Source organism: Arcobacter rhizosphaerae (assembly GCF_049472155.1).
Lineage (GTDB): Bacteria > Campylobacterota > Campylobacteria > Campylobacterales > Arcobacteraceae > Arcobacter_B.
In genome coordinates this window covers 384,473-408,341 of the sequence record NZ_JBMOVW010000001.1, presented here as the reverse complement: position 1 = coordinate 408,341, position 23,869 = coordinate 384,473, and the positions used below count along the sequence as shown (strand labels likewise).

21 protein-coding genes are annotated in these 23,869 nt (G+C 28.5%); 3 read left to right on the top strand and 18 right to left on the bottom strand.

What is annotated here, in order from left to right; translation table 11 throughout:
- Positions 1-2: 2 nt before the first annotated feature.
- Positions 3-281, top strand: a complete 279-nt coding sequence (locus ACH5BH_RS02010) for a hypothetical protein (RefSeq protein WP_404304115.1) — start codon at positions 3-5, stop codon at positions 279-281.
- A 92-nt stretch (positions 282-373) separates the two neighbouring features.
- Positions 374-1,426 (top strand): tyrosine-type recombinase/integrase, encoded by a 1,053-nt coding sequence (locus tag ACH5BH_RS02005; RefSeq protein ID WP_423297282.1) that lies wholly within the window; start codon positions 374-376, stop codon positions 1,424-1,426.
- Between the two features lie 10 nt (positions 1,427-1,436).
- On the opposite strand, the gene ACH5BH_RS02000 is transcribed toward ACH5BH_RS02005, so the two are convergent.
- The 17 genes from ACH5BH_RS02000 to ACH5BH_RS01920 all read right to left on the bottom strand — a co-directional run bounded on the left by ACH5BH_RS02000 (position 1,437) and on the right by ACH5BH_RS01920 (position 21,996).
- Entirely contained in the window at positions 1,437-2,510 is a 1,074-nt protein-coding gene (locus ACH5BH_RS02000; protein ID WP_423297281.1) for a protein-glutamate methylesterase/protein-glutamine glutaminase, read from the bottom strand.
- A gap of 16 nt (positions 2,511-2,526) precedes the next feature.
- Positions 2,527-3,204, bottom strand: coding sequence for a chemotaxis protein CheD (locus ACH5BH_RS01995; RefSeq protein WP_404304118.1), 678 nt, complete (start codon positions 3,202-3,204; stop codon positions 2,527-2,529).
- Entirely contained in the window at positions 3,201-4,049 is an 849-nt protein-coding gene (locus ACH5BH_RS01990; protein ID WP_423297280.1) for a CheR family methyltransferase, read from the bottom strand. Before ACH5BH_RS01990 ends, ACH5BH_RS01995 begins: the two co-directional genes overlap by 4 nt.
- An 11-nt stretch (positions 4,050-4,060) precedes the next feature.
- On the bottom strand, positions 4,061-6,184 hold the full coding sequence (locus ACH5BH_RS01985; RefSeq protein WP_423297279.1) for a chemotaxis protein CheA: 2,124 nt from the start codon (positions 6,182-6,184) through the stop codon (positions 4,061-4,063).
- 15 nt (positions 6,185-6,199) lie between these two features.
- Entirely contained in the window at positions 6,200-6,568 is a 369-nt protein-coding gene (locus ACH5BH_RS01980; protein WP_404304123.1) for a response regulator, read from the bottom strand.
- Between the two features lie 271 nt (positions 6,569-6,839).
- Entirely contained in the window at positions 6,840-9,017 is a 2,178-nt protein-coding gene (locus tag ACH5BH_RS01975) for a polyribonucleotide nucleotidyltransferase (RefSeq protein ID WP_423297278.1), read from the bottom strand.
- A 2-nt stretch (positions 9,018-9,019) separates the two neighbouring features.
- On the bottom strand, positions 9,020-9,676 hold the full coding sequence (locus ACH5BH_RS01970) for a phosphoribosyltransferase family protein (protein ID WP_404304125.1): 657 nt from the start codon (positions 9,674-9,676) through the stop codon (positions 9,020-9,022).
- Positions 9,666-11,789 carry an LPS-assembly protein LptD gene (locus tag ACH5BH_RS01965; RefSeq protein ID WP_423297277.1) on the bottom strand — a complete coding sequence of 708 codons (2,124 nt, stop codon included), beginning with the start codon at positions 11,787-11,789 and terminating at the stop codon, positions 9,666-9,668. The genes ACH5BH_RS01970 and ACH5BH_RS01965 overlap by 11 nt, the downstream gene beginning before the upstream one ends.
- On the bottom strand, positions 11,782-12,222 hold the full coding sequence (locus tag ACH5BH_RS01960) for an RDD family protein (RefSeq protein WP_404304127.1): 441 nt from the start codon (positions 12,220-12,222) through the stop codon (positions 11,782-11,784). The genes ACH5BH_RS01965 and ACH5BH_RS01960 overlap by 8 nt, the downstream gene beginning before the upstream one ends.
- 10 nt (positions 12,223-12,232) lie before the next feature.
- Positions 12,233-13,498: a phosphoribosylamine--glycine ligase gene (gene purD / locus ACH5BH_RS01955; protein ID WP_423297276.1), complete on the bottom strand. Its 1,266-nt coding sequence runs from the start codon at positions 13,496-13,498 to the stop codon at positions 12,233-12,235.
- Positions 13,499-13,755: 257 nt separating this feature from the next.
- A complete protein-coding gene (locus ACH5BH_RS01950; RefSeq protein ID WP_423297275.1) occupies positions 13,756-14,385 on the bottom strand; it encodes a uroporphyrinogen-III synthase in 630 nt (209 codons plus the stop codon).
- A 23-nt stretch (positions 14,386-14,408) separates the two neighbouring features.
- A complete protein-coding gene (gene der, locus ACH5BH_RS01945; RefSeq protein WP_423297274.1) occupies positions 14,409-15,836 on the bottom strand; it encodes a ribosome biogenesis GTPase Der in 1,428 nt (475 codons plus the stop codon).
- 83 nt (positions 15,837-15,919) lie between these two features.
- The gene (hpf, locus tag ACH5BH_RS01940) at positions 15,920-16,462 is read right to left on the bottom strand and encodes a ribosome hibernation-promoting factor, HPF/YfiA family (RefSeq protein WP_404304131.1); all 543 of its coding nucleotides are present in this window, start codon (positions 16,460-16,462) and stop codon (positions 15,920-15,922) included.
- A gap of 92 nt (positions 16,463-16,554) precedes the next feature.
- Positions 16,555-18,795 carry a DNA translocase FtsK 4TM domain-containing protein gene (locus tag ACH5BH_RS01935; RefSeq protein WP_423297412.1) on the bottom strand — a complete coding sequence of 747 codons (2,241 nt, stop codon included), beginning with the start codon at positions 18,793-18,795 and terminating at the stop codon, positions 16,555-16,557.
- Between the two features lie 10 nt (positions 18,796-18,805).
- Complete coding sequence (gene lpxD / locus ACH5BH_RS01930; RefSeq protein ID WP_423297273.1) at positions 18,806-19,753, bottom strand: UDP-3-O-(3-hydroxymyristoyl)glucosamine N-acyltransferase; 948 nt, start codon at positions 19,751-19,753, stop codon at positions 18,806-18,808.
- Positions 19,754-19,801: 48 nt separating this feature from the next.
- Positions 19,802-20,299 carry an acetolactate synthase small subunit gene (gene ilvN, locus ACH5BH_RS01925; RefSeq protein ID WP_404304134.1) on the bottom strand — a complete coding sequence of 166 codons (498 nt, stop codon included), beginning with the start codon at positions 20,297-20,299 and terminating at the stop codon, positions 19,802-19,804.
- Positions 20,299-21,996, bottom strand: coding sequence for an acetolactate synthase large subunit (locus ACH5BH_RS01920; RefSeq protein ID WP_404304135.1), 1,698 nt, complete (start codon positions 21,994-21,996; stop codon positions 20,299-20,301). Before ACH5BH_RS01920 ends, ilvN begins: the two co-directional genes overlap by 1 nt.
- A gap of 149 nt (positions 21,997-22,145) precedes the next feature.
- Between ACH5BH_RS01920 and ACH5BH_RS01915 the strand changes: the two genes are divergently transcribed.
- The gene (locus ACH5BH_RS01915) at positions 22,146-22,955 is read left to right on the top strand and encodes a flagellin N-terminal helical domain-containing protein (protein ID WP_404304136.1); all 810 of its coding nucleotides are present in this window, start codon (positions 22,146-22,148) and stop codon (positions 22,953-22,955) included.
- A gap of 3 nt (positions 22,956-22,958) precedes the next feature.
- Here ACH5BH_RS01915 and ACH5BH_RS01910 read toward each other — a convergent pair whose 3' ends face one another.
- Positions 22,959-23,864, bottom strand: a complete 906-nt coding sequence (locus tag ACH5BH_RS01910) for a Ppx/GppA phosphatase family protein (RefSeq protein WP_423297272.1) — start codon at positions 23,862-23,864, stop codon at positions 22,959-22,961.
- Positions 23,865-23,869 lie beyond the last annotated feature (5 nt).

The following is a 23,869-nucleotide window of genomic DNA, read 5'->3' as shown; positions in this document are numbered from 1 at the left end:
AAATGACAATACTATTAAATAAAAATTCTTTGTATAATACTTTTGGAGTTAATGACTTCAACTGCCTAGAAGATGCTGTCAACAAAATGGCACCTTCTATGGTAGAGTACTATTTATCGGACTTAAGCCAATATAGTGAAGATGCTTATTTAAATAAATCTCAAATAGAAAACTCTGTCTACATAGGTGATTATAGTTTATACATAGATTATAGTGATAATGTATATTTAGAGTTAGACAATCAAAAAACAAATCCATACGAAACAGAAAGTTTCTGGTAGAATTGAATCAAAGAATAGTTTGATTTAAGTCTAAATATAATAGTTTGGAAATTATAGTTTCCAAAAGTAAATTAAATATTTAAAGGTACATAGTGAAATATCCATTAGATTGTGAATCCAACTTTAGTGATACTTATTTGTTTTGGCTATCAAGATTTATAAGAAGTAAAATTACAAGTCTTTCTAATCGACAAGTTAAAGATAAAGAAAGATTAGCACAAATTCTACAAGAATTAATTAAAGGCTTTACATCTATTGAAGATTTAAAGATAACGATAAAAGAAGTAAGAAATATTGGAATTAATAGTATTCACGTATATTACATTCCATTAGAAAAACTATATAGATTTATGATAAATTTTGGTGCTAGTTCTATGAAAGAAATTGACGAAGAACTACTAAGTGACTTTTTAGCTACAGAAACTAGTACTTTATCAGATGCGACAAAGAAAAACTATAGAATAGCTTTAGTTACTTTTTTTACTTATCTGGATAAACAAAATGAAGAAAACAATAATTACGTATATAGATATGGCATCGAACTTAAGAACTGGGGAGGTTTAGCTGGTAAAAGTGGTACAAAACTGCCCTCTTTTATGCAAAAAGATGAAGTACAAAAATTTATACAAGGTATTGATAAATATCCATTTAGTTCAAAAATTGCGGCAAGAAATAGACTTGTTATAAAGACTATTCTTTATACAGGAATAAGAGTTAGCGAAGCTATAAATATAGACTTAAAAGATTTTAATAAAGATGGTGACGCATATATTATTCAAGTTAGAGGAAAAGGTAATAAACCAAGAGTTGTTATGATAAAAGAAAATATTATAAAAAAAGATCTGGAGGAATGGTTTAGTATTAAGTGTTGTGAAAACAATCTTTTATTTTGTAATCAAAAAGGCAAAGCTTTAAGTCAAGCATATATAAGTAGTATTGTAGAAAAAATTTTATTAAGTGTTGGTATTAGAAAAGAAAAAAATGGGGCACACATGTTAAGACATACTTTTGCTACCCTACTTTATCAAAAAAATAAAGATTTAATATTAGTTCAAGAGTCATTAGGTCATGCTGATATTAATACTTCCCGAATTTATACTCATTTTGATAAAGATAAATTAGAAAAGACTACAGATATATTTTAGGCAAAAAATTTTATCTTCTTTTGCCTTTTGAGTATTCTACAATATATTGTGCAATTTCATCTAAATGAATGATATCTTTTACTGCACCTGCTTGAATAGCTTTCATTGGCATTCCAAAAACAACGCATGATTCTTTATTTTGGGCTACTGTATATGCACCATTATCAAACATATTCTTCATAGCAATAGAACCATCATCTCCCATACCTGTCATCATAACAGCCATTGCAGAAGATCCAACATTATTATTTACAGATCTAAAAAGTACATCAACACTTGGTTTATGTTGACTAACTTTTACTGTATCAAGAAGTTTAGTTTTATAATTTGAACCAACTTTTTCTATTGTTAAATGCATATTACCAGGGGCAAGATAAGCATAACCTCTCTCTAAAATTTCACCATCTTTTGCTTCATGTACATTTACTTCTGAATTGTCATTTAATCTATGAGCAAAAGAGTTTGAAAAACCATAAGGAATATGCTGAGTAATTACAATAGGGGGTAAACCACTTGGTAAATTTCTAAATACTTTTAATAAAGATTCAACTCCACCTGTAGATGAACCAATTGCTATTACTTTACTTCCTGGCATTAAAGCTGGTCTTGAAGGGATAACTTCATCAGGATGAACTTTATGATGTACTTCAACTTTTGTACTTTTTATTTGTTTTAGGGGTTTTGGTTTTTTTAAAGTATATCTTTTTAATAAAAAAGTTAAATTTAAAAGAGTATCTTTTATTTTTGCATGAAAAGAACTCATTGACTCTCCTGCTTCAGGCTTTGGTACAAAACCAACTGCACCATCATCAAAAATATCATTTCCTCTTACACTCTCACCTGATACAACAACAGCAGGCATAGGATGCAGTCTCATTAAATTTCTAAGAAATGTTACTCCATCCATCTTTGGCATATTAATATCAATAGTAACCAAATCAGGCTCATATTGTTTGATTTTTTCTCTTGCATCATAAGCGTCAACAGCTGTTCCCACTACTTCAAACTCATCAATTGAATTTATCATATCTCTAATAATTCTTCTCATTGAAGAAGAATCGTCTATAATTAAAACTGTATACACTTTCACCTACCCTATTTTAGAAAAGATCTATTTCCATTTGAGGCTCTGCTTCCTCATTATCAGAACCAAATAAGTCCACACCACCAACATATTCTTTGATAACTGGTGCTTTTGTAATTTCTGTTTGTAAAGATTTTTCCTCATTAGCAATTTTACTATCAGTTTCTGATTTTTGAGTAACTTTAATAAATGTCTCAAACTCATTAGCAAGTAAAATTAATCTACCATGCTCACCTCTTGTATGTTCACTTATAAGTTTAAAACCTTCTGATTTACAAAAATCTTTTGCAAACTCAACATTTCTATGTCCTATTGATAGAGAAGACATATTAAGTTGCATTATGTCTGCACCACCTGAGATTTTTGCTACCATGTTGTTTTTTGAACATCCTAGTTTATACATTTCATTTAACATTGCTTCAACAGAATATAGTCCATATTTCATATCATCATTTGTATTGTTTGTAGTTGGTAACAAAAAATGATTCATTGCTTTTATTTTTTTAACTTTATCATAAAACATAATTGCTACACAAGAACCTAAAAGTGTTTTAAATGCAATTTGTTCTATATCACTTCCTACGGCAAATTCACCACCAATTACTGTATGAGTCAATAAACCTTTTGTTTTTTGTGTAAATCTTACTGCAGAAGCTTTTTCAATACTACCATCTTTATGACCTATAACAATCAATTTATTTCCTTCTGCTTTACAAAAATATTTTGTCCAACTCTACTTACATAATTTATTAAATCTTGAGGATTTTCTGAATGTCCTAAATATAAAGTTCCACCTATTTTAAGATGCTTAAAAAGTTTTTTCAAAATCTTATTTTGATCTTCTGCTGAAAAATAAATCAAAACATTTCTACAAAATATCACATCAAATTGATTATTTTGATAAGGATAAGAGTCATCATTTAGATTCATAACCTTAAAAGTAATCATTTTTTTCAATTCATCTTTTACTTTAATTAAAATTTCTTCACCTGCAAGATTTTTTTGAACTCTTCGTTTAAAATATTTCTGTGGTTTAATCCAAGTTGGGAATTCTTTTGAAGATTTTGAAAACCTATAAATTCCATTGGCTGCATACTGCAATACATTTGTATCAATATCTGTTGCTACAATTGAAGCATCTATATATTTACCTAATTCTTCTTTTGCTTCTAAAATTGTCATTGCCATAGAGTATGGTTCTTCTCCTGTAGAAGAAGCAGAACAATACATTTTTATCTTACCAGCATTTTTTACAATTTCAGGAAGAACTCTATCTTTTAAATCTAAAAAATGAAAATCTTCTCTAAAAAAATGTGTTTTATTAGTTGTAAAAGAATTTATAAATTCTGTAACATAACTACCATTTTCAACTAAATCTAAAAGATCCATAATATCACCTTGATATTTTGAATCTCTTTTTAATTTATCAATTCGATTAGATATCATAATATCTTTATTGTCAGCTAATGTAATTCCAGTTAAAGAATAAAGAAGCTTTTTAATTCTATTATGAGCATCTTGAGTAGTATATTTTTTCATAAAATTACTTTCTATGAAGCTCTTTTAGCAAAGCTCATATCTTTTTCTCTTTTTATCTGAGCATTAATAATACCAACAACATCTAAAATAAGACCTATACTTCCATCTCCTCTAACTGTAGCAGCACCAATACCTTGTACACTTCTAAAGTTTTTATCTAATGGCTTAACAACTACTTGATGTTGATTTAAGAACTCATCAATTGATAATGCAACTTTTGTATTACTTGATTTAACAACAATTAACATTCCATCTTCAAGTTTGTCAAAGCTTTTCTCTATACCAAATAGATCATGAAGTCTTACTACAGGAATAAATTCTTCTCTTAACATTAATAAATCTTGTGTACCATCACCAATTTTTTTAATCATTTCTGAACTTGGTTGTAATGATTCAACAATTGAACTTAAAGGTAAAATATATTTTTTATCTCCAACTGCAATATCTAATCCATCAAGAATAGCAAGTGTAAGAGGTAACATGATTGTAATCGTAGTACCTACTCCAACATTTGTATCTAATTCAATGGCTCCACCTAATTTATGGATATTAGTTCTTACAACATCCATTCCTACACCTCTTCCAGAGATATCAGTAATTTGATCTGCTGTTGAAACTCCTGCACCAAATACAAGCATAGCTTTTTCTTTATCACTCATAGTATTAAATTGATTCTCATCAATTTGTCCATTATCTAAAGCTTTTTGAGCAACTTTTTGAGCATTAATTCCTCTACCATCATCATCAATAGTAATAATCATTTGCCCATTTGCTTGTTCAGCTGAAATAGTAATAGAACCTACTTCTGACTTACCAGCTTCTATTCTTTCTTCTGTAGTTTCTAATCCATGATCAAGTGAGTTTCTAATAATGTGCATTAAAGGATCTGTTAATCCCTCAATCATTGCTTTATCAATCTCAACATTATCACCATAGTGAATAAACTCTACTTTTTTACCAAGTTTTCTTGAAATATCTCTCACAACTTTAGGGAACTTTGAATAAATTGATTCCATTGGAACCATTCTGATACTCATAATTGAATCTTGCATATCTCTAATATGTCTTTCAAGTAGTTCTAATCTCTCAAGTACTGCATTTCTTGTTTTTGCAGCTTCTATAGTAGTAGCAAATTGAGTTAACATAGCATTAGTAATTACTAAATCCCCCACATTATTCATAAGTAAATCAATTTTATCAAGATTTACTCTAATATTACTACTTGCTGCTGCTTTTTTTGTACCTTCTTTTTGTTCTCTTGGTTTTCTTACTGCTTTTTTATCTTCTACACTTGCTTGAGCTTGTGTATTTGACTTACTTTGTTCAGTTTTTTCTTCTTTTGAAGGAACAGAAGATTCTTCTTTTTTTACTTCTTCAATAACATTGCTTGTTTCCATAACAGCATCAGGAGTAATTGAAGGAACATCATCAAAGAAACCAAAGTTTTCTCTATCATCATCTGTGTCAACCATGTCATCATCTGAATCATTTATACTTTGAGCTAATTCTTCTAAATCATCATCAAAGAAACCATAATTTTTATGTTCCTCGTCAATTGAATCATCCTCGAAAATACCATAAGCATTACTATTTCTTTGGTCATTTAAATCATCATCAAAAAACCCAATATTGTCATTATCAATTTCTATATGATCTACAGATTTAATCTCTTTTTCTGGTTCAGGAGTAACTATTTTTGCTTCAACTTTCGGCTCTTCCTTAGTAACAGGAGTATTTCCACTAGAGTATGCTCTAATTTCTTCTAAAAGAGCAGCTGTCATTTCTTCAAATGTTTCTCTATTTAAATCCTCAGCAACTTCTAAATCAAGAATCTCTCTCATTACGTCTAAACCATCAATAAGAGTACTTGCCATTTCTGGAATAAATTCTATTTCGTGATTCCTTAATTTATCCATCATGTTTTCAACATCATGAGTAAATTCAGCAAACATAGTCAATTCTACAGATGCACCACTACCTTTAAGTGTATGTACATCTCTAAATAATTGACCCATTTCATCATCAGTTAATGTTCCATTATTTTCTGCTTCTAATAATACATTATCAGCAGATTCAAAAAGCTCTTCAGCTTCTTCTAGAAACATTTCTCTGTATTTAGAAATATCAAATGACATGGCAACCCCTTTTTATTATCTACTTAAAACTATATTAACAGCTTTTAGTAATTGATCTGGAACAAAAGGTTTAACAATCCAACCAGTAGCACCAGCTGCTTTACCTTTTGCTTTCATTTCATCGCTTCTTTCAGTTGTAAGAACTAAAATAGGCTTTTTTGAATATTGTGGAAGTTTTCTTAATTCACCTATTAGCGTTAATCCATCCATATTTGGCATGTTAACATCTGTTATGATCAAATCAAACTCTTCAGCCTTAGCTTTAGCCAAACCATCGACACCGTCAACACCTTCTGTTACATCAGTGTATCCACCTTCATTTAATGCGTAGTTCAGCATATCTCTTAGCATAGTAGAATCATCTACAATTAAAAGCTTAGCCATTATAAAACCCCTTAGTTTTTTAAAAAAATTATTTTTACTATACTATCGTAAGAATTATTAATGTAAGTTTATAATTATAAATAATTCTTAGTATATTACATTTGAATAGCAAACTTTAGAATATATTGCTATTGCATAGTTGTTTATTATATCATAAAAGTTATAAATAATAAACATTATGTGTTACTTTTTATTACTATAGAGGTAAGGTTTAAAATTATTTATTGTTTAAAGAGTTAAATAAAAAGACCTAAGTCTTTTTATTTTGTTTTTATAGAGAAGCTGAAGATAATTCTATTCTATCTTTCTTTACATTTAATACTTTGATTTCTACATTATCTCCTACTGAGAAAACATCAGAAACATTGTTTACTCTTTTTTTAGAGATTTTTGAAATATGTAATAATCCTTCACCACCTTTTGGTAAAGATACAAAAGCACCAAAGTCTACTATTCTTTCAACTTTTCCAGTTAAAATATCTTCTGGTTTATATAAATCTTCAAAATTTACACTTTTTGGTTCTTTTCTTGAAGTTGCGTTATTTGAAATTGTTTTAATATGTTCACAAGCATCTAAAACATTTTGTTTAGACTCTCCACTTACTTTTACATTACCTGAATTTCTATCTAAATCAATAGCAACTGAGAACTTCTCAATTATTTCTTTAATAGTAGCACCAGCTTTTCCAATTACAACCATCATTTTACTTGGATCAATTGCAAACTGTTCAACTAAAGGTAAAGCTTCACTTGGAACAATCTCTTGGGCTGCTTCTTCCATAATTCCTAAGATGTGTTCTCTACCCTCTTTTGCTTGAAGTAAAGCTTCTTTTAATACAGAAAGCTCAATTCCTCCAAGTTTAATATCCATTTGTAAAGCTGTAATTCCATCTTTAGTTCCTGCAACTTTAAAGTCCATATCTCCATCATGATCTTCAAGTCCCATAATATCTGTAAGAACAGAATATTCATTACCTTCTACAACCATACCCATAGCAACACCTGCAACTAAACCAGATATAGGAACACCTGCTGCTTTAAGAGCCAATGAACCACCACAAACTGTAGCCATTGAAGAAGAACCATTCGATTCTAAAATTTCTGATACAAGTCTTACTGTTTCTGTATAATCTTTGTCAATAGTAGCTTCAAGCGCTTTTTTCCCTAAGTTACCATGTCCTAATTCTCTTCTACCTACACCAAACATAGGTTTCGCTTCACCTACAGAGAAACCTGGGAAATTATAGTGAACCATGAAGTTTTCCATTGATGTTGATTTATCTGTTAAAACTTCATACATTTGCCCATCTTTTAAACCTGCAATTGTTCCTACAACTAAAGCTTGTGTTTCACCTCTTGTAAATAAACAAGAAGAGTGTGCTGAGGGTAAAATATTTGTATCAATTGATATAGGTCTTACATCTTTAAGACCTCTACCATCTGCTCTTACTTTTTCTTTTACAATCATATCTCTTACTAATTCTCTTTTTACAATTGAAACTGCTTCATAAATTATACTATACTCAATCTCTTTTGAAACACAATTTTCATCTTGTGCAATAAGTTTAGCTACATCTTTAAGTTCTGTTGCTCTTTCACTTTTTGCCAGTTTTTTAATAGCTTCTTTAATATTTGAACTATAGTTATCTCTTACATAATTAATAACTTCTTCATCAATACTAAACTCTACTAATTCTACTTCTTTTATTGGAGCACACACACTTTCAAAACCTTCTTCATAAGTAGTATTTGATTCATATAATGCTTTTTGTGCAACATCGATTGCTTCTACTAATTGTGCTTCATCCATTTCATTTGCATTATGAACTTTTGTAAAAGCTTCAATATCAACTTCTACTAATTCTGATGAAGAAATTGATTTCATTTCAATCATTAATAATTCATCTTTAGAACCAGCTACATATAAATCTAATGTAGATTCCTCTAATTGTGTAGAAGTAGGGTTAATTACATATTCCCCTTCGATTCTACCAACCCTTACACCACATACAGATTTTTTTATAGGAAGATTAGAAGTATATAAAGCAGCATTAGCAGCATTTAAAGCTAACATTTGTAAATCAACATCTTTATCAGCACTTAAAACCATCACAGTAATTGTAGTAGGATAAACATAACCTTTTGGGAATAATGGTCTTAAACTTCTATCAATTACTCTTGATGTTAAAGTTTCAAATTCACTTGGTTTTGCTTCTCTTTTAATAAAACCACCAGGTAATTTTGCAGCTGCATAAGTTTTTTCAACATATTGTACAGTTAATGGAGTGAAATCCTCATCTACTGGGTTATCAAACTCACTAACTACTGTAGCTAAAACCACAGCTTTCCCTAATTTTGCTAATACAGAGCCATTTGCCTGCTTAGCAACCTTTCCAAATTCAAAAATTTCTTCTTTTTCATTTAATACAAATTCACAAACTGTTGACATACTTACTTATCCTTTTTTATTTTTTCTAAATCTTCAAACTTTACATCTTCTAAACTGTCATAATAAAAATCAATTGATATAAAATGATCTAGTTTTTTAACATAATACAAATCGTCTGCAATAGATTCAATTGTTTGAATACTTGCAGTTGGCAATATAGGTGTTGCTACTGAAATAGATTTTGCACCTAAATTAATTGCTGTTTTTATACAAGCCATCATAGTAAGACCTGTATTTATTCCTTCATCAACGATTAAAACATTTTTATATTCTAATGTAGCTATTTGATTACCATGTCTTAATCTATTGACTTTATTTAACACTACGTTTTCGTAAACCTGTTTTGATTTAGCATAGATATAGTCTAAACTAATATCAAAACATTTTACTAATTCTTCATGAATAACAACTTCTTCATGTTCAGTTACAATAGCGACTTCACACTCATCATTTGAAGGTGCATCAATTTTTTCACTAATCATTATATCAAGTTTAGCATTTAATGTATCTGCAATAATCTTTGCAATTTCATAACCACTACAAGAACTAGATATAACAGTCCAGTTTTCAAGTTTCATTTTATCTATGGGCATCACATCAAGTAATCTATAAGCTGCTACTTCTCTATTTTTAAAATAGATATTACTTTCAGGATTCATTTCTATCCTTAAAGTTATATTTCTGCTTAATCCCACCAAGAGGTTTTAGTTCAAGATTTAAATATAAAATATTTTGATTAATTCCTTCTGTATTAGTACTTGTTGAAGGAACAACTTCTTTTTCAAATTTTAAACCTAATGCCCAACATCTATCAAAAATATCAAATCCAATACCTTGCTTATTTCTTACTTCATCTTTTAAGTTGTAATTTTCATAATATGAAATTCTATAATCATTTGAAATATCATAAGAAGTTTTAATTCTATATGATTCTAACTCTTCTTTATTTGAATTAAGTGTCTCTTTTGATTTATAATAACCTAAAGATAACTTGAAATTCTCATAATTATAAGTAAAGCTTGAAGTATTTTCTGTAAAATGTTTATCTTCAACATTATAAATTATTTTATTTGTAATTGTTCCATAAGAATAGTTATATTTAACAAAGTTTTCTAAATCCATAAACTTGGCATTATCACTTTCATCATATAAAATTGACTGTGATACTTTATGATTTATAATTTGCTTAAAATTATTTTTTGAATATAAAGATTGATTCAATTGTAATTTAATATTCTTTTTCCCTTGAACTATAGGAAAAGGTTCTAAAGCATTATACTTAGAATCACCCTTTTCTACTGTAATATTATATAAATCTCCATCTTTTTGCATATTTTTTGGATATGAATATTTTGCACTTAAATTAATAGTATGCAAATAATCTTTATAAGGTTTAATTAAATCTGTACCTAGAGTAATAGATGATTCATTTTGAACTAAAGTACCGTCATCAAAAGAAGTTGCATTAGAGTTTGAATATTGATATCTACTAATTACACTTTTATTTTCTAAATTAATATATAAAAAATCATCTAAAAAATATTTAGTATAACTAATTGGCAAACTCATTTCATAAATAGTTGCATTTAAACCTTTTTGTCTTTCATAGTTTATTGCTTTAGCATCTATTGAATAAATTAAGTTTTTAAGTCCTAAATCTTTATTATATGAATGTAACTGTACTTGTGGTAATTCTTGTAATGTTGTATCATTTGAATCTAAATCTGTATCAATATAGTACCTTGCATACAAACCACCATAATACTCCGGTGTATTATAGAAATAGTTTAATTTTGACTCAACTTTTTTCTCTGTAGATATAATATTTTCTTCATCTTCAACTGTTTTGTATTCAATATCATTTAACCAATTAATTGATGCATATAAACCATCTTGATGAGAGTTTTTTTCAGAAAAAAGTTTTGTTCTTTCATAATCAATACTCCAACCATAATGTTTTTCATTTTTTAAATCAAATTTTTTTCTATACTCATCTTTTTCTTCAAAATAACCAGTTTTTAATTTTAATAAAGAATAAGGAGAATCAGCCAATCTATAATATGCATAAAGCCCTGATCCCCTTTTTGTTCTAATTTGTGGTATTAATTCAATATCATAATTTTTTGCAGGAGCAAAATATATAGGTTGAGAATAAAAACCTCCATCATTTTTTGAGTAACCAATAGTGGGTATTAAAAGACCTGATCTTCTTGTTTTATCTGTAGGAAACCCTAAATAAGGTGTATAAAACACTGGAACATCTTTTATATATAATCTTGTATTATATGCATGTAACCATTTATTTTCTGTATCAAAAGAAGCAGATGATACTTTTATACTCCAAACAGGATCTATACAATCACATGAAGAGATAATAGAATCTTCTAATTCAATTTCAGTTTTATTTTTTTTAGAAGATTTTGAATTAATCCATAAATTACTTTGTTTTTCCATAAGTAAAACAGGTGATTGATTGTATGTATCATCATTAATATCTAAAAAAGCATAATCACTTTGTGTTTGGATATTGTTATCTTTTAAAATTAATACATTATCAAATAATTCAAAAGTTTCTTTTTCTTTATCATAAATAATTTTATCAGCTGTTATATAATAACTTTTTGAAAAAACTACTACATCACCATTTGCAATAACAGTACTATTTTTTGTATCAATATTTTTTGCAAGAAGCTGGAACTTTTCATTATTTAGTTCCTTTGAATAAGAAAATACTGATAATAATATTAATGGGGCTACTACACTTCTAAGCATTTACAACCAACGTCTTACCAGTAAAATCATGAAAAGTTCTTTTTCCATCATTAAAGAATGCAAATATAAAACCTATATAAACAAACCATTCAGAGAAAACTCTACCAACAGCTCTAAGAAATGAAGAAAATATTGAAACTCTTCCTAAACTCTTATAATCAATAATTCTAATTTTAGTAATTATTTTACCAATTGTAGCACCATAATACCAAACAAAAAAAGTATGATATATAACTTTTAACATAATCAGTGGACCTACAATCTCTACTTTCATTAAATAAACCATTGATTCCATACTATTGCCTGCATTAATTATCTTATCCCAAAACATAGCAATAATTAAAAAAGTAACAAGCAAATCATCAATTATAAAAGCCATTGCTCTTGAACTAAGTGTTGCTAATTGAAGATCATTTGAACTATTTTCTTGCATTATTTAATCTCTATTTTAATGCTTGATATGCAATATCTGATCTACATTTTTTACCAGCAAAGTGAACTTGCCCACATAAATCATAAGCTCTATCTCTTGCTTCTTTTATCGTCTTACCAAAACCTACACAAACTAATACTCTACCACCTGTAGCCATTAATTTACCATCTTCATTAGAAACACCTGCATAAGAAATATGAGAATTAGCTTTTAAGTCTCCATCAATTATTTCATCTACAATTATTTCAGCAGGTTTAGAAGAAGAGTAAGGATAATTTTCACTAGCAATTACAACTCCTACTCCAAATTCATTTTTGATTTTAATATCTAATTTATCTAACTGTTTAGTTGCACCTTTATAAAATAATTCTGACACTGGCGTTTCAAGTAATGGCATTAGAATCTCACATTCTGGATCTCCAAATCTTACATTATATTCTAAAATAATTGGTTCACCTTTTACAACCATAACACCTATAAATAATACACCTTCAAAAGGAGCACCTTCTTGTTTCATACCCTCAAGTGTTGGTTTTATAACTCTTTCTTCTACTTTTTTATAAATATCATCATTTACTAAAGGAGTTGGTGCATAAGCACCCATACCACCTGTATTTGGTCCTGTATCACCGTCACCTATTCTTTTATGATCTTGTGCTGCTGGAAGTACTTTATAGTTATCTCCATCACAAATAGCAAAAATAGATAATTCATAACCATCTAAAAACTCTTCTACTACGATAGAAGTACCTGCATCACCGAAAGATGAACCAGATAACATATCACTTGCAGCTTCTTTTGCTTCTTGTTTTGTTTGTGCAATAATTACACCTTTACCAGCACATAAACCATCTGCTTTAACAACAATCGGTTCATTCATAGTATCAATAAAATTATGAGCTTCTTCTTCAGAAGTTGTTTCAATAAACGCTGCTGTTGGTATGTTGTACTTTTTAAGTATATTTTTCATATAAACTTTTGAACCTTCAAGTTGAGCTGCTGCTGCACTTGGTCCAAAAATTGTTAAATCATTGCTTTTAAATATATCAACAACACCATCTACTAATGGAGCCTCTGGTCCTACAATTGTTAAATCAATAGAATTATCTTTTGCCCATAGTGCTAATTCATTATAATCTTTAATATTAATATTTGTACCTAATTGCGAAGTTGCACCATTTCCTGGCATGAAAAATAAATTATGAGCATTTTCATTATATATTGCTAATCCAATAGAGTATTCTCTACCACCACTTCCTAGTATCAATATATTCACGATAATTCCTTGTATTATTAGTTTTTTAAGTTATGTTAAGTTATCCAAACAGCCGTTAACCATCAAATGGCCCACAAAAGCCAATAACTGCACGTAAGAATTGTACTTTAGGAGCAAAAATACCAAATGGTAAATTGCTGCACACCATACGATTACGATTACATACAAAAACACAGTATCGGACCCTCAACGATGGAAATCCCGAACTGTTTAGATATTCTTTATTTTATCAAAACTTATTAAATTTGAGTTTAAACTTATAGAGTTAAAGCTACTTTTATGCACTCTTCTACAGAAGTTTTAGAACTTAAATGTGTTTTTATATCAAAAGGCAAGTATTTTAATGTAGTTTTACCAATAGCAACTGCTTTAAAACTTTCATCCCATTGGAAATTTTTAAAAAAACATTGTACACTAGATGGAGAGGTAAAAATAATTACACTGTTTTTTTCAAGTTCCATATCTATTTTATTACAGTATGTTCTATAAACTACAATATCATCAATATCAATATTATTGCTTTTAAGAATTTCAACTAAATTTGAAACTGTTTTTTCTGCTTTTAAATACAAAGTTCTTTTATTTTTTAAAAGAGGTATTAATTCTTTGGCAAAATCATTTCCATGACCTGAATTTCCAACAAATTTTAATTTTCCATTATATTTTTCTAATATTTTTGCTGTCTTTGAAGCTATAACATAAGATGGAATATCTTTCCATTTAGAACAGCTATTTTCAAGAGCATAAATTGCATTTTTTGATGTAAAAACTAATGCATCATATTTAGTAAAATCAATTTCTTTTTTTAGATACTCAATCTTAAATACTTCAATATTTTCAACATTATCATATTTAAGATTATTAAGTAAATATATTTTTCTTTGCAAAATTAAACTCTACATTTTAAACGTTAATTATTCTCTTCTAAATACTCTTCATCACCAATTTTATCATTTTTACCTCTTGCGATTAAATGAATAGGTGTACCTTCAAAATTAAAGTTATCTCTTAAGAAATTAATTAAATATCTTTTATAAGAGAAATGAAGCATTCTTGGTTTATTCATAACTAATGCAACTTTTGGAGGTTGTGCACTAAACTGTGTTGCATAATAAATTCTCAAATAATTACCAGCAGGACTTGGAAGGGCATGTCTAATAACTGCTTGCTCAATTACTCTATTTAAAGCAGATGTTGGGATTCTTCTAGTATAGTTTTCATGTACTTCAATAATTTTATCTTTTAATCTTTCAACCGATCTACCTGTTTTAGCAGAAATTGCGATAATTGGAGCATATTCTAAAAATCTAAATCTTCTTCTAATTTCTGATTCAAGTTTTTGGAAGGTATCCATATTTTCATCCCATTTATTTAATACAATAATCGTTCCTAAACCATATTGATCAACTAAACCTGCAATTTTTTCATCTAAATCACTAAAAACATCTGAAGCATCAAGTACAACTAAAGCAACATTTGCTTTTTCTAGCATATCTTTAGTTCTCATTAAAGCAAATTTTTCAATGCCTTCAATTTTACCTCTTCTTCTAAGACCAGCGGTATCAACAAAGGTAATATTTTTATCTTTATATTCAAAAGATTCATCAACTGGGTCAATAGTTGTTCCAGCTATTTCAGATACAACTGATCGCTCTTCTCCAATTATTGCATTTAAAGTAGATGATTTACCTACATTTACTCTACCAATAATAGCTACTTTGATATTTTTCTCATCAACTTCTTCTCTTTTAGCTTTCTCTAAAGAGTCTTCACTTTTCAATGCTTCTTCAAGTTTATTTTGTTCTTCTTCTGTAAGTTCTGGTTCAATTGTTTCAGGAAGATGATTATAAATCCATTCAAACAAAGATTTAGTACCTCTATTATGAGATACAGAAATTCCAAATAAGTTTTCATCTGAAATTCCAAACTCAAAAAATTCCCATAATCTTTCATTTTCTTTGTCATTATCAATTTTATTTACAACTAAAGCTAATTCCTTACCTAATGCTTGAAGCTCATAAAATAATTCTTTATCTTTATCATCAGGTATTTTCTTACCATCAACCATAAAAAGTATTATATCAGCCTCTTTTGCAGTTTCAATAGCTTTTCTTTTTACATTAGAAAATATCGCATCATTAGTTTCATCAATACCACCAGTGTCTAGCATCATTGCAGATCTATCAAAAATCTCGATTTCATGTTTTCTAATATCTCTTGTAGTTCCTGCCAAATCCGATACAATAGCAATTCTTTGCTTTGCAATTCTATTAAAAAGTGAAGATTTACCTACATTTGGTTGACCAATTAATGCAATTTTTTTTAGTTCAGTATTCATTTTTATGAACTCCTATAATTTTAAATAAATAAAAAAAGGTATTAGCTATAGCTAATACCTCTTTTTTTTGTTGAAAAAAAGGATTAGTATAATCCAAATTTTCCTTCTTCTTTAGTTCTGTAAAGTACTCTCATGTTATCATCTTTATCATAGAATACTTTAAATTGAGCATCTGAACTTTTTAAGTCAGCTAATGCTTCTTCAATATCTATTGGTTTGTATGAAGTTAATCTAACAGGAGTAATCTCTTCTTCAAATTTTTCTAATTCATTAGCAATTTGATCTTCTATTACTTGTGATTCTACTTCAGTTAGTTTTGTAGCTTTATGTCCAGTGATTTTATCATGGTGTCTTCTTAAAACTTTCGAAACTCTATCTACTGCAATATCAATTGCAGAATATAAATCTTTATCTTTTTGTTTTACAACAATAGTATCTAAATGTGCTACATTTAATGTAAATTCAAAAGAAAATGCTTTTTTACCATGTTTTTCTTCTTGAGAAATAATCGAATTAACAGAAATAATATCTAAGTTATATTTTTTGAATATTTCTACAGAGCTATTAATATAATCTTTTATTGGCTCAGTTAAATCTATGTGTCTTCCTACAATACTTGTATTCATAACAAACTCCTTAATAATAATTTATTTATTCTAACATAAATAAAATAAAAAAAGAGTCTGTTAAAATTAAGCTATACAATAAAAATATTGGCTTATACTAAAATTTCTCTATTTCCTTTAGTATTTGCCTCTGAAAGTACACCTGTTTGCTCTAATTGCTCTACAATTGTAGCTGCTCTGTTATATCCAATTCTAAGTTTTCTTTGAATATATGAAATTGAAGTTTTTCTATCACTTAAAACAACTTGTTTAGCATCTTCATATAATTCATCTAAGTCTCCAAGTTCTGCATCTGATGATGTAGCACCTAAACTAGAAGAGTTTGAATCTTTAATAAAATTCATATCATATTCAACTTCTCTTTGGGCTTTTAAAAACTCAACAACTTCTTCGATTTCTTCCTCTTTTGACCAAGGAGCATGAATCCTTACAAGACCTGAAGTTCCAGGAGGGGTAAATAACATATCTCCTCTACCAAGAAGAGACTCAGCACCCATAGAATCAAGAATTATTTTAGAATCTACTTTTTGACCAACTTTATATGATAATCTACTAGGTAAATTTGCTTTAATAAGGCCTGTTACAACATCAACAGATGGTCTTTGAGTAGCAACTATTAGGTGAATTCCTGCAGCTCTTGCCATTTGAGCAAGTCTTGCTATTGAATACTCAACATCTTTACCACTTGTCATCATAAGATCAGCTAACTCATCAATAACAACGACAATATATGGCATTTTTTCATGTCCATGTTTTGCAGCTTTTTCATTAAAGTTTTCAATATTTTTAGTTTTAGTTTGAGACATTAAAGTATATCTTCGCTCCATCTCACTTACCATATTTGATAAGGCATTTATTGCATCACCTGCTTTTGTAATAACAGGAGTCAAAAGATGAGGAATATCATTATACATAGAAAATTCTAGCATCTTTGGATCAATCATAACAAGCTTTAAACTATCTGGTGAGTTTTTATATAATAAAGATAATATCATAGAATTAATACCAACTGATTTACCAGAACCTGTAGTTCCTGCAATAAGTAAATGTGGTAATTTCTTTAAATCAGTTACAAATGGTTTTCCAACTATATCTTTACCTAAAATCATTGTTAAAGGTGATTTTGCATTTTGGAAAAGTTCACTATCTAACATATCTCTTAAATAAATAATTTGACTATCTTCATTTGGAACTTCAATTCCTACTACATCTTTCCCTGGAATTGGAGCTTGAATTCTAATAGTCTGTGCTTTTAGAGCCATTGCTAAATCATCTTGAAGATTTAGAATTTTTGAAACTTTTACATTTGGAGCTGGTTTAAATTCAAAAGTAGTTACAACTGGTCCTGTATAAGTTCTAACAACATCTCCTTCAATTTTAAACATTGAAAGCTTATCTAATAGATCACAAATTTTTTGATCAATTACACTTTCAGAAACTTTTGATTTATTATCTTTTGGTGCTTTTTGAAAAAACTTTGTTGGAGGTAACTTAAAATCTTTAGGTTTTTCTGTTTGGCCTAGTTCAATATCATCAAGAAGCTTTTTATTTTCTTCAAGTTCATCAACTATTACGCCATGAGATTCAACTGCAACTTCTTCAATAACAGGTGGTTCTTCTATATTAGCATTATTTTGAGTTTCTACATTATCAACTTGTGCATTTAAAGTTTCATCTTTTACTTCTTCAATAACTTCATACATATCAGGTTTTACAGCAAAATCATTTGTATTAAAATCATTTTGTTTTACTTCTTTTTCTAAAGTAATTTCAGCAACATTACCTGTTTCTTTAACTCTTACTTTTTGTTCTTTTCTTTTTGTTCTTCTTTTATTTTCAATTTTTTTTGCTTCATTTTGAGAACTTCTTAATTTAAGTCTTTGTTTTATGTTTTTAACTTTTTGAAAATCCATTTCACTATTTTCAAAAGCAACCATAAATGAAATAACATATCCTACAAGTACAAAAATAAATAGCCCTGCTCTACCAATAAAAGGACTTAATGATTCTATTAGTATATTTCCTATTTTACCACTAAATTTTCCTTCAACAAGTAAGGCTTGTAGTGTCAAAGAAACAAAAAGTATAAGTAATACAACTGAAAGATTTACAATAAAATCTTTTACATCAAAATCTTTTTTGAAATTAACAACATACAAAGTATAAATAAATAAAAATAGATATATGTATGATAAAAAACCAAAATATTCTAATGAATACTTTGCGAAAGTAGATCCAAATTCACCTACTATTTCTTTACTACTAAAAAAAGTAGCATATTCAAAATATACTAAGATAAATAATACAATTAGTGAAATAATTTTTTTAGCTATTTTATATCCCTTATTTTAATAATTTTGCTATTCTTCCTTGTAATTTTAACCATGTTCTATGGTCCATTAAAGGAAATCCAGCCCATGACTTTTTAGGCTCAGTAATTGTTTTAGTAACTCCACCACGTGCAGCAATCGTTGTAAATGGTGCAATTTCTAAGTGTCCTGCTGTACCACTTTGACCACCCATTACAACATAGTGACCTAAAGTAGTAGAACCTGATAAACCAACTTGAGAAACAAGAATAGAACCCATTCCAATCTTACAATTATGTGCAATATGAACTAAATTATCAAGTCTTACTCCGTCTTCAATTATAGTTGATTTAAATACTGCTCTGTCAATAGTACAATTTGCACCAATTTCTACATCACTTCCAATTTCTACATTTCCATTTTGATAGATTTTAATATATTTTCCATCTTTAGTATTAGCAAAACCAAAACCATCACTACCTATAATAGTTCCAGCGTGTATAATACAATCATTTCCTATTTTACAATCTCTATAAACAACTGTATTAGGATATAAAACTGTATTATCTCCTACAATAACATTATCACCAATAAAAACTCCTGCCATAATAGTACAGTTTTTACCAATAGATGAATTTTTACCAATATAAACATTTGGCATTACTTTTGTTCCATCACCAATTTTAGGTTTTTCTCCATCTATTTCTATAATATTAGGTGCAAAAAGTTTACTAATTTTTGCCAATGCTAAATAAGGCTCTTCACAAATTAAAGCTATTGTACCATCTGGTACACTTGTAGCATACTCTTCTTTTACTAATACTACTGAGGCTTTTGTATTTTCTAAATCATTTATATATTTTTTATTTTCTAAGAAAGTTAGTTCATTTTTATTTGAGTCTTTAAGAGTATTTAATCCAGATATTTCAATCTTACTGTCACACTCTAACTCTAAAGTTTTCGCTATTTCTTGTAATGTCATAAGTATCCTTATAGAGTTATATAGTAAAAAAGATAAGAGAATATTCTCTTATCTTTCCATTGCTACAATACCACTTCTTACTACTTCAAGTGGATTAAATTTTTGCATAATTTTAATAAAGTTCATGATTCTTGAACTAGAATCAGTAGCTGATACAATAATAGCTTCACTAGTTACATTTTGAATAGAACCATGATAAGCTCTTGCTATTACATCAATATCTGATAAATTATTATCTAATGAAAACTTCATAATTACAGTATCTTTTTCGACAACATTTCTATGTTCGTTTACTTTTAAAACAGGTATCAATTTATTTAATTGTTTTACAATTTGATCAATTACTCTTTTATCACCTGTTGTTACAATTGTCATTCTTGAGTATTCACTTCCTTCTATAGGGGCAACAGTTAAAGAATCTATATTATAACCTCTTGCAGAGAATAGTCCAACAATTCTAGATAAAACACTGTTTTCATTCATAACAATAACAGATATAACCTGTCTGATTTCTTCTGTATCGTAATAGTGATTATCTTTAAACATTATTTTGCTCCTTCGATTAATGTCATTTCATTTAAAGCATGACCATTTGGTACCATAGGCAATACTTCCTCATCTCTTGCAACAATTACTTCAATCATTGCAGGTTTACCTTTTTCAACTGCATCATTTAATGCTGCATCGAACTCTTCTTTAGTTGTAACTCTATATCCAAGTCCTCCAAATGCTTCAATTAATTTTGGGAAATCAGGCTGTGCAGATAAATCTGTTTCAGAAAGTCTATTATCATAGAACATTGTTTGCCATTGTCTTACCATACCTAAATAATTGTTATTTAAAATGATATTAATTACTGGTAATTCATACTCTACACAAGTCATTAATTCTTGAATATTCATTAAAATTGAACCATCACCTGTAAAGTTAACAGAAACTTTATCTGTTCCTTTCATAGCTCTTGCAACACCTAAAGCTGCAGGAAGTCCAAATCCCATAGTTCCTAATCCACCAGATGTAATCCATTGTCTTGGATATGCAAAAGGATAAAACTGTGCTGTCCACATTTGATGTTGTCCAACGTCTGTTGAAACAACAGCTCTTTCACCTAGTAATTGCCCTACTCTTTCAATTGGCCATTGTGGCTTAATAACCTCATTAGAATCATTATATCTTAAAGGTTCTTTTTCTCTATAATCAGTTAATAATTCAACCCAATTAGAATAATCATTAAAATCAGCTTCATTTGCTGCTTCAATCATAGCTTCTACAGTAAGTTTTAAATCTCCTACAATTGGATAATCAGGAGTAACTAATTTTCCAATACTTGTTGGATCAATATCAACATGAATTACTTTTGCTTTTGAAGCAAATTCATCAAGTCTTCCAGTTACCCTATCATCAAATCTTGCACCTAAAGAAATCAAAAGATCTGTTTCATAAGCAGCCATATTAGCTGCAAACTCACCATGCATACCAAGCATACCAAAGAATAATGGATTATCGTGACCCATTACACCTCTAGCCATTAGTGTTTCAACAGCAGGTATATTTGCTTTTTTAGCAAACTCTCTGATTTCATATCCACAGTTAGATAAAACAGCACCTCCACCAATATATAATAATGGTTTTTTTGCTTTAGATATTGCATCCATTGCTTTTTTCAACTGTCTTTTATTGTAGTTGACAGTTGGCTTATAAGTTGGCAAATGAAGTTTAGCTGGATATTTAAAACTTGATATCTCAGCTGTAATATCTTTTGGAATATCAATATGTACAGGACCTGGTCTTCCTGTACTTGCGATATGAAATGCCTCATTAATAATTCTTGGTAAATCATCAATATTATTTACTAAATAATTATGCTTTGTACATGGTCTTGAAATACCAACAGCGTCTATTTCTTGAAATCCATCAGTTCCAATAATAGTAGTAGGAACTTGCCCTGAAATAACAACCAAAGGAATAGAATCCATATAAGCATCTGCTAAACCAGTAACTGCATTTGTAAAACCTGGCCCTGATGTAACAATAGCAACACCAACTTTTCCAGTTGATCTTGCATAACCTTGTGCAGCTATGATAGATGCTTGTTCATGTCTATTTAAAATGTGTTGAAAATAATTTTGTTTGTATATTTCATCGTAGACGTTCATAATAGCGCCTCCAGGGTATCCAAATACTACTTCAACCCCTTCTTGATGTAATGATTCTACAACCATTTGTGCGCCCGTCATTTTCATAATAATTCTCCGTTTTAAAATAAGTGGATATTATATAGAAAATTATATTAATTAACCTTTAGATATAAAAACCTAAATTATTTGTTTTATCATTTTTTTAGTTAAGTTTAAATATAATTTAAGAATTAGATAAATAGTAAGGAGTGATTATGGATGTAAATAATATTAATAACAATATAAATACCCTTAATAATACCCCTACCTCCCTTCAAAGTGGGAGAACCCACCAAAGTGAAAAGATTGAAAATGTAGAAAATGCATCTTTAGTATTATCTGTAAATCAATATAATCAAAAAAGAGATGAGTTATCATTAAATATTCAATCAATAAATGAAGGTCTTGCTATTAGTAAAATTTCTGAAAATGCTTTAAATAAACAAAATGAATTTCTTTCAAATATTCAAGATAATTTACAAAAAGTAGAGAACTATGAATATGAAGCAAGAGATAAAAATGATATAAAACAAGAAATAAATGAAGATTTAAAAAACTTCAATCAAATTGCTTATGAAACAAAATTTAATAATAAAACTTTATTAAATCAAGAATTAAATGATGAATCAACTAATATTGAAATAAATACAAGTAACAACAATTTTTCTATAGAAAAACCAAATACGCCACAAATAGCAAATGATATTTTTGGAGAATTGAATGAAGCAAATCTAAATAACCCTGAAGATTTACAAAGAGTTTCAAAACAAGTTGAAGAAGCCTCAAGACAACTACAAAGTATTACTTCTGAATTTACTGAATTTGGAAATAGATTAGAAAGTAGTGCTAAAGAAAACATAATAGAACAACAGAATTTATATAATCAAAATAAAGCTAACCAAAATAGAGATTTTGGAAAAGAATCAACAGACTTTAATAAAACAAATGTAAATGCAAACAGTGGATATTTAGCAGCATCTCAAGCGAACATAGTACAAGAACAAAGTGTAAGACTTTTATCTTAAGTCTTACACTAAACAGGCATTTATAGCTACACCTTCTCTTAAACCATCATCTAAAACAATAGATTCAGTTTTCTCTAAAACCTCATAAATAGCTTGATAAATAAAAATACCAACTTCTATAAATTCAACTCTACCTCGACCAACAAGTTTAGTAATCTCTTCTTTTGAAGAGTTAGAAAGTAAAGTTAAGCAAGTTTGTAAATCATCTAAGTTTACAATCGTTCCATTTACAATATCTTTATCATAAGAGAAAAAGTCTTGACCTAATTTTACAGCAGCAACAGTAGTAGGTGTGCCAGCTGTTGCTACAAAAGTATATTCATCTAAATTTATTTCTAAAGAATCTAAATACTTTTTTATTTCTTTTTTTCTTTTTTCTAAATCACTATTTAAATCATGATAATGTAAATACTCTTGTGTCATAGTTACAATTCCAAAATCAAAACTATGAGCTTGATAAGTATCATTTGTATTTACTATTATTTCTGTAGAACCTCCACCAATATCTAAAAGTATAAATTTTGATGAGTTAATTTTTTCTCTTTTTAAGGCATATTTTACAGCCAATAAAGTTAATCTAGCTTCTTCTTCTCCATCAATAATTGTAAAAGCAACACCAGTTTTTTCTTTTAAATATTTCAATACTTCTTGATTATTACTAGCTTTTCTCATAGCAGCTGTTGTTACTGCAACTGCTTTTTTTGTATCATATTCAACTATTTCAATAGATTTATTTATAGCATCAATTACTCTTTGCATGGCTTCATTTGAGATTAGTCCTGTATCAACTAAACCATCTGCCATACCTACTACTTCATTATACTCTGCAATAATCTTTTCGTCTTTACAATTATATTTCAAAACTCTAAAAGAGTTTGATCCTAAATCAATACTTACAATTTCATTCATTAACT